General features: G+C 31.9%; 15 protein-coding genes. 9 read left to right on the plus strand and 6 right to left on the minus strand.

Going from position 1 to position 12,578, the window contains the following annotated elements; all coding sequences use genetic code 11:
* Window positions 1-24: 24 nt before the first annotated feature.
* Window positions 25-759 (plus strand): phytanoyl-CoA dioxygenase family protein, encoded by a 735-nt coding sequence (locus tag WAA15_RS04485; RefSeq protein WP_337041285.1) that lies wholly within the window; start codon window positions 25-27, stop codon window positions 757-759.
* Here WAA15_RS04485 and WAA15_RS04490 read toward each other — a convergent pair.
* Window positions 751-1,539 (minus strand): HAD family hydrolase, encoded by a 789-nt coding sequence (locus WAA15_RS04490; RefSeq protein WP_337041286.1) that lies wholly within the window; start codon window positions 1,537-1,539, stop codon window positions 751-753. The two genes, WAA15_RS04485 and WAA15_RS04490, sit on opposite strands and share 9 nt — an antisense overlap.
* A 187-nt stretch (window positions 1,540-1,726) precedes the next feature.
* On the opposite strand from WAA15_RS04490, the gene WAA15_RS04495 reads away from it, so the two are divergent.
* Window positions 1,727-2,146 carry a DUF1801 domain-containing protein gene (locus tag WAA15_RS04495; RefSeq protein WP_337041287.1) on the plus strand — a complete coding sequence of 140 codons (420 nt, stop codon included), beginning with the start codon at window positions 1,727-1,729 and terminating at the stop codon, window positions 2,144-2,146.
* A gap of 6 nt (window positions 2,147-2,152) precedes the next feature.
* Entirely contained in the window at window positions 2,153-2,617 is a 465-nt protein-coding gene (locus tag WAA15_RS04500; protein WP_337041289.1) for a GNAT family N-acetyltransferase, read from the plus strand.
* Window positions 2,618-2,858: 241 nt separating this feature from the next.
* Here the strand turns inward: WAA15_RS04500 and WAA15_RS04505 are convergent, their stop codons facing one another.
* Both WAA15_RS04505 and WAA15_RS04510 read right to left on the minus strand, forming a co-directional pair.
* Complete coding sequence (locus tag WAA15_RS04505; RefSeq protein WP_337041290.1) at window positions 2,859-3,152, minus strand: hypothetical protein; 294 nt, start codon at window positions 3,150-3,152, stop codon at window positions 2,859-2,861.
* Window positions 3,153-4,678: 1,526 nt separating this feature from the next.
* Window positions 4,679-5,029 (minus strand): hypothetical protein, encoded by a 351-nt coding sequence (locus WAA15_RS04510; RefSeq protein ID WP_337041291.1) that lies wholly within the window; start codon window positions 5,027-5,029, stop codon window positions 4,679-4,681.
* Between the two features lie 164 nt (window positions 5,030-5,193).
* Here WAA15_RS04510 and WAA15_RS04515 point away from each other — a divergent pair, with 164 nt between their 5' ends.
* From WAA15_RS04515 to WAA15_RS04540, 6 genes are all read left to right on the plus strand, one after another.
* Entirely contained in the window at window positions 5,194-5,487 is a 294-nt protein-coding gene (locus tag WAA15_RS04515; protein WP_337041292.1) for a hypothetical protein, read from the plus strand.
* Between the two features lie 30 nt (window positions 5,488-5,517).
* Complete coding sequence (locus WAA15_RS04520; protein ID WP_337041294.1) at window positions 5,518-5,697, plus strand: hypothetical protein; 180 nt, start codon at window positions 5,518-5,520, stop codon at window positions 5,695-5,697.
* A gap of 94 nt (window positions 5,698-5,791) precedes the next feature.
* Entirely contained in the window at window positions 5,792-6,013 is a 222-nt protein-coding gene (locus tag WAA15_RS04525) for a hypothetical protein (protein ID WP_337041295.1), read from the plus strand.
* Window positions 6,013-6,900 carry a toprim domain-containing protein gene (locus WAA15_RS04530; protein WP_337041296.1) on the plus strand — a complete coding sequence of 296 codons (888 nt, stop codon included), beginning with the start codon at window positions 6,013-6,015 and terminating at the stop codon, window positions 6,898-6,900. The genes WAA15_RS04525 and WAA15_RS04530 overlap by 1 nt, the downstream gene beginning before the upstream one ends.
* The gene (locus WAA15_RS04535) at window positions 6,867-8,168 is read left to right on the plus strand and encodes a VapE domain-containing protein (protein WP_337041297.1); all 1,302 of its coding nucleotides are present in this window, start codon (window positions 6,867-6,869) and stop codon (window positions 8,166-8,168) included. The genes WAA15_RS04530 and WAA15_RS04535 overlap by 34 nt, the downstream gene beginning before the upstream one ends.
* Before the next feature lie 19 nt (window positions 8,169-8,187).
* Entirely contained in the window at window positions 8,188-8,583 is a 396-nt protein-coding gene (locus WAA15_RS04540; RefSeq protein WP_337041299.1) for a single-stranded DNA-binding protein, read from the plus strand.
* Window positions 8,584-8,620: 37 nt separating this feature from the next.
* On the opposite strand, the gene WAA15_RS04545 is transcribed toward WAA15_RS04540, so the two are convergent.
* The 3 genes from WAA15_RS04545 to WAA15_RS04555 all read right to left on the minus strand — a co-directional run bounded on the left by WAA15_RS04545 (window position 8,621) and on the right by WAA15_RS04555 (window position 12,387).
* Entirely contained in the window at window positions 8,621-9,067 is a 447-nt protein-coding gene (locus tag WAA15_RS04545) for a helix-turn-helix domain-containing protein (protein WP_337041300.1), read from the minus strand.
* Between the two features lie 656 nt (window positions 9,068-9,723).
* Window positions 9,724-10,653: an STM4504/CBY_0614 family protein gene (locus WAA15_RS04550; protein WP_337041302.1), complete on the minus strand. Its 930-nt coding sequence runs from the start codon at window positions 10,651-10,653 to the stop codon at window positions 9,724-9,726.
* A gap of 375 nt (window positions 10,654-11,028) precedes the next feature.
* Entirely contained in the window at window positions 11,029-12,387 is a 1,359-nt protein-coding gene (locus WAA15_RS04555; protein ID WP_337041303.1) for a toll/interleukin-1 receptor domain-containing protein, read from the minus strand.
* Window positions 12,388-12,578: the final 191 nt, after the last annotated feature.

Genomic DNA, 12,578 nt, shown 5'->3' on the forward strand with positions numbered 1-12,578 from the left:
AATATGTAAATAGAAACAAACTTTATGCTTGCATCTGAAATACCTAAAGACAATCTGGCAACTAATGGATACGCGATTATAAATGATTTTTTTAGTAATACTGAAATAAATCATTTACTGAATATTCTTTCAGCTATTGATATTTCAAAGCCAACTTTCCGTAAAACTAATGATTTGTTTGCCATCAGACAGTTTTTGAAAGAAGTGCCTCAGGCAAAAGATATTATCTTTAACACTCGCTTTAAATCATTGCTAAGAACGCTGTTCGGAGGAGATTTTTTTGTAATAAAATCTATTTATTTTGATAAACCTGAAGAATCTAACTGGTTTGTGGCATATCATCAGGACCTGACTATATCGGTTGATAAAAAAATACCTATTGCTGGATTTGGCCCTTGGACAACCAAGCATAATCAATTTGCCGTGCAACCACCGCTTGAGTATCTGGAAAATATTTTTACTGTCCGTATTCATCTGGACGATACCAATGAAGGAAACGGAGCTTTAAAGGTTATTCCAAAATCACACCTGAAAAGCATTTACAGACCTGAAAACATCGACTGGACTACTGAAACCGAAGAAATATGCTGTGTAAATAAAGGCGGCATTATGTTTATGAAGCCTTTGTTATTACATGCTTCTAGCCGCACAACTAATCATCAGAAAAGGCGTGTTATTCATATTGAATTCAGTAGCAAGCAATTGCCAGAAGGTTTACAATGGTCTGAATACCTTTCGTTTATGCCACAGTCAGACTAACTGTAACTCTTTAATAGTTTCAATTACCCCATTATTGTTGTTATCTTGTCTGGTAATAAAACTTGCTGCTTTAACAATATCGGGGTGAGCGTTTTTCATAGCATAACTATAAGTGGCTGCACTCATCATTTCTATGTCGTTAAGGTAATCACCAAACACAAGTGTTTCATCTTTCGAGATATTAAATTTCTCCTGAATCTTACTAATAGCTGTTCCTTTATTGGCAGCCCAGTCGCTAATATCTAACCATATTTTTCCGGCAATAGCTACTTTATACTTATCTTTAAATGTCTGGTAATGCAAGTAACTATTGGTTTCGGAATCTCTAAAATCACAAATAGTTACTTTTAGTACTGTATCTTCTACCTGAGTAAGATTTTCGACAATTTCCATGCGCTTAAAGTATTTCTTTGCTTCATGCAGAAACCTTTCGTCCGTGTTTTCAACATAGGCAGAGTTTTTTCCACTCACAATAACATAAGCGTCGGTTATTTTTCGACCTATTTCAACAAATTGTCTCATCGAAGCCCTATCCAAAGCATTGGTATGTACTTCTTTCTCCTGATACACAACATACGAGCCGTTATCTGCCAAAAAAATAAGCTGATCTTTTATCCGGCTGAATTGTTCCAATAAATTAAAGTACTGACGGCCACTAGCAATAGCAAAACGGATTCCGTTTTTTGTTAGCTTCTCTTGTATTTCCCAAAATTCCTCATTTAGTTGTTTACGGTCGTCCAAGAGCGTACCGTCCATATCACACACAATTAATTTAATCACTATTTTATTTGGTTGAAATAATATTATTTTAAACCTCAAAGCTAAGGAGTAATCCTGACAACCACGCATTTTGTATACAGAAAGTATAAAGTTATTAGCCCTAAAATGCTTTTCTCTCGAAAATGAAAGTATCAGTTTAAAATTTTTATATTTGTAAAGCCTTTAAATATAATTCTTCCGACACCCGATGGCAGCAAATAAAACAACCGCTAATACTAATAGCGTTGTCGAATTTCTGGATGAAATCACCGACGACCTCAAAAAGAAAGATGCCTTTCAATTGCTCGAATTTTTACAGCAAACTACCGGATACGAGCCACAGATGTGGGGCGGTAGTATTGTAGGTTTTGGGCAATACCATTACAAATATGCCAGTGGTCGCGAGGGCGATGCGCCTCTTGTGGGTTTTTCGCCAAGAAAAGAAGCCATCAGTATTTATCTGGCTGGCAATTATGAAGACAAAGAACTTTTATTACAAGCACTAGGCAAGCATAAAATAGGTAAAGGGTGCTTATACATAAAAAAAATGGACGATATTAATCTGGACACACTGAAAAAAATGGTTATTCATTCGGTCAATTACTGGCTGTCTGCTTATCCATCATAAAATTACATGAACAACTTTATTATCAGCCTATTACCTCAGGGAAGTACTATTCCTTATGAATTGCTTTTGCTGGCCGACCCCTCTTATCAAGCAATCGAAATTTATTTGCCTTATTCTGACGTTTTCGTAGTCGAATTAGCCCATAAGGTCATTGGTGTTTATGTGTTATACCCACTAAACAAGCAGGAATCTGAAATTAAAAATATTGCCGTTCTTGAAAAATATCAGGGAAAAGGAATCGGAAAACTACTGCTTCAACACGCAATAGCCGAAGCCAGAAAAAGAGCTTACAAAAAGCTGTGGATTGGAACTTCAAATGCAAGTATAGGGCAATTATATCTTTATCAACAACAAGGATTTGAAATAACCGAACTCAAAAAAAACTTTTTTATTGACAATTACCCTGAACCTATTTTTGAAAATGGTCTTCAATGCAAGCATATACTCATGCTTTGCCAGCCTATTGAATGAGCTAATGTAGTTTAATATTCGTATAGCAGATTGAGTAGAATAAAACCGTTTATTAATATCTATGGCGTTATTTTAAAACAAAAAGAGTAGTTATTGGTCAACAACTACTCTTCTCATGTCATTACCGACATCAGCCTTGCATTCCTAGAGGTTCAATTAAAGGAATATCAAATGCAAACCACTTTGAGATGATTGAAGAATAAGAATCAGGTTTTTCTGATTATACTAAACGGATTTAGTTTTATGATTCAACCGTTGTTTGTGCAGCCAATGCGGCAGCTTTTTGTTGTTTTAGTAACTCTCTCTTTTGTCTGCGCTGCTCTTTTCTTTTAGGCCAGCGACTAGCTTCATACAAGGCTAATTTTTCTTTGTTTTCTTGTCTGTAAGCTTTTGATTTTTCTCTGAGTTCTTCTCTATGTTCCATAGCATACTCACGAGACCTTTGGTTGAGGAGTTCACGATGTTTTTCCCGGTACTTTTTATGGTATTCCCTTTGATACTCCCGGCTTTTCTGAGTCTTTTCTTCTGCAGTCATTATTTATTATTAAAAAGTTGGTTGAAAAAATCCAAAGTCTTTTTTCTGATAAAAGAATAAAACTCACTTTTTTAGAAGAAATTAAAACACCGCAAGAAGTTATTTTGGAAAGATAAATTCTTCAATAAATATAATTTTGAAGAATTTTAACAGAGAAAACAGGGATTTACCACCTATCTCACTCATTATCAATCATTTATGCCTATTTATTTTGTATCAAGATTTAATTTTGATACAAAATAAATACTCTAATAATTTTACTTTAAATGCTGTTTTTGCTTTAGCAATTCTTTTTCTAATACTAAATTTTGAGTTGAATTTACAACTTTTAAGCCCAAAAATTCGACTCTCAAATCTAAAATAGACTACCTTAGCAAAGCAGTGCAACAAATTTACAATAAAACGTAAAAAATTCACCTAACAATGTAAAAATTTATTTTACGGCAAAAAATAAACTGACAAAAGCCTTTCGTTTATAGATTTACACTATTGAATACCTGCTATTTCCAGACTCAACATCATTCTGAAAAAAGTAATCAATAATTGATTATAAACAAAAAAGCCAGTCAATGACCGGCTTTTTATGTGTATATACCCTTGTAATAAGTTAGCTGTATTACTATCGTCTCAATTACTTATTCATATTGCAAGTATCAGGCAAATATTTTTAAATTGTCTTTTTTGTATAGCAAATGGCTCTTTTTGCAAGTTACTTCAACGTTAAAGCCTATTTTTTACCTAAAATGATGGTATTTTGTTAAATCTGAATACTAAATTTTAAACTTAAACCTCTAGCAAAATGGGTTCTTGGCCAGATTTGATAAGTATTTTCAGAAGCAAAGCACCGTCTTTTCTAAATATATAATACTATTTCTTTTAACATTTATGGTTCTTGATTGGGCTGAGAATTACCGACCAGCATTGTTCAGAAGATTTAAAGTCTTGTTCAAAAACACTACTAGCTTGGCTTCCCTGAGACCTTATTTTTAAGAATCAGGCTTAGCTGTTGCTGTATGAAGGTGACTTGTCAGATGAAATATAATTGTCTGATTTTTTGCAAGACTGAACGTTGTTTCTCAGTCTTTTTCGTATTTATTGCAAGTTTCATTGCAAGTGGGTGCGCCTAACTAAGCAATGAAAATAAAAAAAGCCTGACAATCTATTGATTATCAGGCTTTTTGATTTGTGGAGAAGATGGGATTTTGTTTTTTTTGCCTCTTTCTTGCTCATTATCAGTGTTTTATAAAAGTTCAATTTTCGTATCAAAGTTCAAGTTTGATACGTGTTTAATAACCTTTCTAATAACTTTACTTTTTCTTTTAAGTGTAGATTTTCTTGTTTTAATAATTCATGTTCTAATACGTTTTGGTTTAATGATTGGGATAACTCTTTATTATTCACAGCATTTTGAATGTTTCCCTTGTTTTTAAGAGAAAACAGAACAATCTTAATAGTCATGACAGCGATATATATTTGTGTGGTGTGAAAGCTGTTTTAGGACAAAAAGGGACTTTATGTAAACGCTATTAATTATTTGTAGCCTTTAATAATCGCTCCAATAATTCCACTTTTTCTTTCAAGTATTTATTCTCTTGCTTTAAAAGCTCTAACTCTAGGGTACTGTTATTAATACTCTGATTAATCCCCTTGTTATTTATTGCATTTTGAATATTTCCAGTATTAAAAAATGCTGCTGGACTTAAATCAAGTTTTTCACAGGCATTTAAAAAAGTAGATAGCGGCATATCATTTTTAAGTTGATTACTTAAAGTTTGCCTTGAAGTGCTTAGTAATTCTGCAAATGATTCAATGCTATAACGCTTATTTTTAATTTCTTCAAGCAACTTTTCGCCAATACTTTTTACTTCGTAAGCCATTGAATAATAGTGTTTTATGATTATTGGAAAATATTTTTAACATTTTGTGTTATAAATATTTGCATTTTGTGTTATGTATTTTTACTTTTGCAAAGTAGTGAAACAAATTTACACTAAAACGTAAAATATTTACCTATTAATGCAAAAATTTATCTTACGGTAAAATGATTAAAAAAATATATGAACTCTTGCCAATTCCACTACAAGCGCAAACACGAAATGCTTGGCTTGCGGAATTTAAGAACGATGCAAAAAGGACTTTTTACCATCGTATCGAACACCCACAGCCAAAGGATTACAAGTTCTTTGGAAATACTTGGGGTATCAGTATTGAAGAACTGATGGAAGACATTACACTACAAACTTTCAAAAAATCCAAAGGCAAAATCTCACCAATGAAATACGCCCTAAAAGTGGCTAAAAAAATGAGTGAGCCTAAACAATTGACTTTAGCTTAGTGATTAATCAACTTCAAAATTTTTACACCAATGAAATGGTTTGCAACCCAACAACAACCAACTGTGCTAACGCCTGAACAAGAAAACGCCTTTTTAAAGGCTCAAATAAATGAGCGAGACGAGCGGATTAGAATAATTGAAAATCAAAGAGAATGCCTCATAAGATTAATTAACCAAATTCTTTTGCCCCCTAAAAAACCAATTGCATGAGCCTAATTATTAGAACAATGGGGATTCTATTATTAGCAATCCTAATTCCTGTTGCTTGCCTTGTCCTATTTCTTGACCGCAAATTTTTACAACAATGAACGACAATTATACAATCATCCGAACACTACAAAGCAAATTGGCTGATGCTGAAAGTCAGCTAAAAGCCCGTGAAGATTTAGTAAATGCACAGAAAGCCAAATTGGAGAAATTAACAGGCAAACAAACCGAAGCAATAAAACTGCTTAATCAGGTCGAATTTAAGACTAATAAGGTTTTTGAATCACACGTAAAACAAGCAATAAACCTGCTGAAATAATGAAGCCTCAACACGAATTAGATTTAGCAAAATCAGTATCAATGATTGCCTTATTGGAAAGCATTGGCTATAAACCCAAATATAGTTCTGCTAAAGAAACATTCTTTATTAGCCCCTTTAGAGACGAAAGAACAGCATCTTTTAGCGTAGACGAAAAACAAAACCTTTGGATTGATAGGGGAGTAACTACGAAGTACGACAAAGGAGACAGCCCGATTGGTTTTGTGAAAAAATATTTCAATTTGAGTTTTCCTGCTGCTGTTGAATGGCTTCTAAAATTCAATGGTGAACACCATGCAACGGTAACGATTAAGCAAGTAGAAAATGAACCTGCATTGCAATTGCTGACTGTCAGGAACATTAAAAACCCCTATTTAATCAGTTATGCACAAAGCCGTAGTATATCCTACACCGTTCTTTCAAAGTATTGTAAAGAAGTGGTTTATAAGCATACGGCAAGCAACCGGATATACACCGCTATCGGCTTTAAAAACGCATCTGACGGCTACGAATTAAGATTTAACGATTTTAAAGCCTGTTTAGGTAAAAAAGATATAACCTTTATCGACAATTACCAATCTGATTTACTGGTCTTTGAAGGCTTCTTTGATTTCCTTTCTTTCATCGAATTAGACGTGCATAAGTTCCAAGCAAACTATTTGATTCTTAATTCTGTCGCCTTGCTTAATCGCTTCGATTTCAGCCCCGTAAACGCAATTTATAGCTACTTGGATAACGACAAAGGGGGTAGGGAAGCCTACGACAAAATAAAACAACTACACCAACCCAAATACATTATAAATGCGAGTGCTTGGAATTTCCCGAACCACAAAGATTTAAACGAATACCTGATATGGCTAAACAAAAGAGAAAAACCGACCGATTAGTTATTGAAGAGTGGTTGGATAGTGTTTATATGTTCCGTCGGAATACAGTTAACAACATGATTGAATACACCGACGACAAAAACACCCCTTACAAATTTATAACTGAATTTGAGTTCAATAATATCATAAGAAAAATTGAAATAGAAAAAGAATACAATGTTAGTAAAAATGACTTGCTAACTATTTTGAACTCAAATTTTACGCCTGAATACCACCCAATAAGAAACTATTTTAAACAATTAACCAACCGTTATACTTGGGAGTACGAACGCCTTGAAGATATAAAAGAACTAGAAATTTACAGGCTTGCCGATACCCTGACACTCCAAGAATCAAACCATAAGGATGTTAATATACATACCATATTTTGTGAGTTTCTGCGTAACTGGATGACTGCCAGCGTAGCTAATAGCATGACCGACTACGAATGCCAAAACCAAATGTGTTTGGTTCTGATTGGCGAAGAAGGCTTAAGAAAATCTAGCTGGCTAATGAATCTTGTTCCACAGGCTTTAAAAGACTATGGCAAGACCAGTAAAATAGACCTTCATAGAATTGATATATGGCTTGATTTAGGCCGTATTTTCCTATACAACATTGACGACCAACTACGTAACCTACAAAGAAAGGATAGCGAAACTATGAAAACTATTATTACACAACCTCATGACTTTAAACGGCTTCCTCATGCCGTTTTTAATACGTTCATACCTCGAATTTGCAATTTTTGTGGGTCAATCAATGGTCGTGAATTTTTAGCGGATACAGGAAAAAACCGCCGTTACTTTCCGTTTGAAGTCTTGAATATCAACTACGAATTATTATCAAGTATTGATATTGATAAATGTTGGTTTGAGGCATATATGCTATTTGTTAATGGGGTAAAATACTGGTACGACACCAGCGAACTAGCAAAGTTTGATACTAATTCTTATCGAGTAATTAAGCCAGAAGAAGAACTATTTTATGAGTTTTTCGACCCTGTATTAGATGAAAAAAATATTCCTCCAAATGCTCAGTATAAAACCCCAATGCAGATTCTTAGGCAATTGGAGGGCTTCACGAAACAAAGACTATCAATTAAGGTTTTAGGCGAATTTTTAACCCATATCAAGTGCGTTAAGAAAGCTAAAAACATAAACGGAAGGGTTGAAAAACCGTACGTAGTAGTTGAAAAATACATTGACCTATACGAGCAACAAAGCCTTTTAACGGCTAAGCCTGTAAGCCTTCCCAATACTTTACCACCAGCAAAAATAAATTTTTAACATATAAACAACATCAGTTATGCAAGTAATTACGCTTATTGGCAACCTCGGACAAGATGCCGAAATCAAAGAAGTAAACAACAACAAATTTGCTGCCTTCTCAGTAGGTTGTACCATCAGAAAAAAGAACGGTGATAAAGTGGAAGAAAAAACAACTTGGTACGACTGTTCGACCAACAATTTAAAGGTGGCCGAATTTTTGAAAAAAGGCACCAAGATTTATTTACAGGGTAGATTTAAACTTGATACCTATTGGTCGGAAAAGTTGAACAAATGGGTGCCTAAAATCAATATCTTTTCAACCGATATAGAATTGTTAAGCGCGAAGAAAGAAGAAGGTACAGCAACGGAGAAAACAGGCACACAAGCCACGACCGAAAGCGGTGGTAATGGTGGCGACGATTTGCCATTCTAATCAAGCAAAAAAGCCGTTTTTCAACGGCTTTTTTTGTTTATTCTATCTCTAATTTATTTTTATGATATTTTGTTATTCTTTTCCATTCAATTTGATTTTTTTTTATCCAAGTTCTTATCATATACGTACTAATATCTAACTTATAGGTTTTAGAAAATAGATAAGCAATTCTTTCTAATGATTCCCCTTTATCTATCCACTTCAGTATTTTTTCTTGTTGTTGAGCTTTTATTACAGAAAGTTTAGCAGTTTTCCCAGAGTTTTCTACCAATAGTCCTAGAAAACCCATACGTTCAAATCTGTCAAACCAAGAATATATTGTTCTTGTACGTACTTCTAAAAGCCTTGCTATATGTGGTGCTTCAAATTTATCTTTACTTAATAAAATACTTTGTGCACGTTTTCGAGTCAAATCATTTGGATGCTGTTGTACTAAATCTGTCAGAGTTTTTTCCTCTAATAGGTCTAATTTTTGAAATCTCATGATATATTAAAGAAAAAAGTGTCGCGTAATTCTTAAGTAAAAAAATATTTTGACTTTTTTATTTTAAAATGAAAAAAAAATAAGTTTTGACAATTTTTTCGGAAAATTAGAATAATATTTTCCAAAAATCCATTTTTTGATATTAAGATAAACTCAATCTTACTTTTTATTTATGATAATTTCTTAAAATAAGGTAAAATCAAAATATAATACTTTTAAACAAATTGCACTATTTAATAATCTATTGAATTTATCGAAGATTGTAGAATTTTTCATTTATTTTATTGGATTTTACAGAATCTTGTATTGTTTTTTCTAAATATATTTGTATTATATTTGTATGTCACTTTACAAATGATATTAGATAAATTATATTTTCAAATAAACAATAGTAATTATGGAACACCCGTCTAAATTTAAAAGAATGATAGGTAGAAATCATTCTTACAAATCGTTAAAGCGTAATAAAATTTGGGTATTAGTAAGTTTTTCCAAGACCTTACTGATAGATGTAATTGCACATCTTATTGTTATCAACATAAATGATTTTATGTAAGATGCCGTAAAAGTAGTTGTATAATTAAAAAGCCTTTTAGTGGATGCCCTCTATAAGTTTCTAACTTAATAGGGAAAATGCACTGAAAGGCTTTTTAATTTTATATTATTCCACTTTGTTCTACTAAAAAGATAATATTAGAACCTGTTAAATTTAATCCATATCTTGCTACACTATCATCGACAGTTACAATTTTTTCACCTTGCCCATGAGCCGCAAGTCTATTTCTCAATGTTGATGCACCACCCGACAAAAGACTTGTAAAATTTGTATAGTAATCTTGTAGAGAAGAAGGAATTAAACCATTTGTGATACATATTTGAATTAAGGCTCTTGATGTATCCCTGTTTACATCGTAACTCCACCCTTTTTCATTTAAGATTACTTTTAATGTACTTTCAAATGCTTTTATACATTCATTTAAGCATTCTTTATTCTTCCCTTCCAAATAATGTTCATGTGCTTTTAAATATTCATCATTAGCCCCATGAAATTTATTATTTCCAAGAAGTTTTAATGTAGGCTTTACAATTTCGGAATGAACGAAAGTTGAGTCTAACCTAATAATCCTTCCACTTTCAAATTGGTACCCAATTCCGCCTTTTTTAAGCCAATGATTTAGTTCAAAAATTGCATCTTTTGGACGTAACTCGATACGCTTGGCTTCTTGAGTATATGGAAAATAAATTTGCAAGTTATTTGCCCAATTACTAAACAGTTTAAAAAATAAATCAATAATTTTTAGAGCTTCAACTTTTGATGCCTCCTCTACAAAATAATAGAATATATTTTTCATGCTAGAATTACCATAAAAATCATTATTATTTGCAAGGCTTTCTTTACCAAAATGAACACAGAGTAACTTATGGAAGTCATCATAAATTTGCGCCGATTTTGAGCCTATAAATACCTCCCCTATTGTTCTTGTAATAACTGATTTAATTTGGATTCTTACAGGTTTGGGAATATCATCATAATTATAGAAATCGTATGTTTCGTCCTCATCAGAATATAAATCTAAGATTGGCATTTTATTTAAATTAAAAGGGTTATTATTTCAAATATAACTTTAGTAATGTGTAAATTAAAGCAATTAATACGTAGCGTATTTGCGTAGATGTTTAAATTGTAAAAAACTAAATTTAAATCAACACTTTGGAGAAAATTAGATTTTTATTATCTGACAATATATAAATTTCAATTTCTCATCTCTAAGATTGAAAATAAGGCACTTACACTCAATTATTACTTATAAGAAATGTAAGATTTATTCTTAGCTAAAGTCAGTTGTCTGTAATATCAAATCTTAATTTTTACAATTTAGCTAAAATGTTAATTTTACTTTAAACACAGTTTAATTTACAGTCTCATCGTTATTGATGGGCTTTATTATAAAATTAAATTGCTATTCTAATTTTAGAACTCTTGCTATTTCATTTAATAATTTTGTTCTTTTATGCTCCCATTTTGTATTACTCATTGGGGATAAGCCCATTTCTTTTTCGATATACTCCTTTAACTCAGTAATTCTAAAAGTTCTATCCATTTTCAGAACTATTTTTGTTTTCTTAATTGCTCCTTCCATTTTACTATAATCAAACGGAGGAATTAAAATAGCCTGCGTTTTTTCAGTCTTTACCCATGCAGCACCCATTTCGCAAATACTAACTATACTCTTATAAAAATTTTCAGAAAGAAATGTTATCACGATTGTGTCTTCATTTATCTCACTTTTTATTCTGTCTAAAAAATCTTCTCCAATTCCAACCCCTGTCCATGATTTAGAAGAGTAAAAAATTCTTTCATCACTTACGCCAATAGTTTCTAAAAATTCTAAAAATACATCTACAATTTTACTATCATCGGATGCGTGGCTAAGAAAAATCTTACTTGCTTTCATAGGAGTTTGTTTCGTATTTAATTGTTCAGTTTCAGTAGAATCTGAAATATTTGATATATCAATACCCAAATCTTTAGCCATTTTTAATAATAATAATCCTTCATTGGATTTAATCAAAATATCATTTACATAAGTTCTTTTGCTTGAAACACTTCCTTGTAAACCCTCTTTAAAACCATAAGATGTTAAAAAAGCATTGATATTTTTAGTATTATAGTCTGCTTGTAACTTTAATGCTATTTGATTTATTAAATTTAACCGTTGGGCTGCATTCATATTTTTATTATCTATTTTAGGTGTTGCAAAAATTTCTTGTTTCTTTCCAATATATAGCCAATTTTGGAATCCACCAGTTTCGACTACTCTAAATCCTTCAGCCGTAAGTCTATATACAGCCTTCTGACTTTCATAAATTAATCCTTCAGCAAATAGCCTATCAATTCCTTTAAACAAATCTTCAGTATCTATGGATAAGGCGATATAGCCATTATCATATATTTCATATAGAATCCTCTCACAAGTTTGAATAAGTAAGTTTGCCTGAATTTTTCGTTTTTCAATAGCTGAATAATTTAACCATCCGCCATTTTCTTCAATAATTTTTTTTCCATTCTGAATTATTTTTAGTGGATAATTACTTGTTCCATAAACTATATCTGCGATTTCTACAATTTTAGCTGCTAACATATCCTCGACAATATTTTTTATTCTTTTATCAGACAGAAAACTTATTTTCCAATCAGAAACATACTCGGTTTCACATGATTTATACAGCCTCTTTAAAATTGCATCAATTATCTCATCATTAGTTGACTGCTCATTAATCCCGTCAAAACTATTATCTTCATCTATATATGTATACATTTTTAATAAATTCAAACAATCCCGTAATTGTAAAATACAATATTACATTTTTACAATAAATTTTAATAATAAATTATCTTAATAAATCCTTCATTTATTGCATAAATTTGTCATGTTCAATTTAAACTTAAAACAACATGACAGACTACATTTATTGCCGTGAATACGGCCTGCAACCAGTTATTTGGAAT

The organism is Emticicia sp. 17c (assembly GCF_037153985.1).
GTDB lineage: Bacteria > Bacteroidota > Bacteroidia > Cytophagales > Spirosomataceae > Emticicia.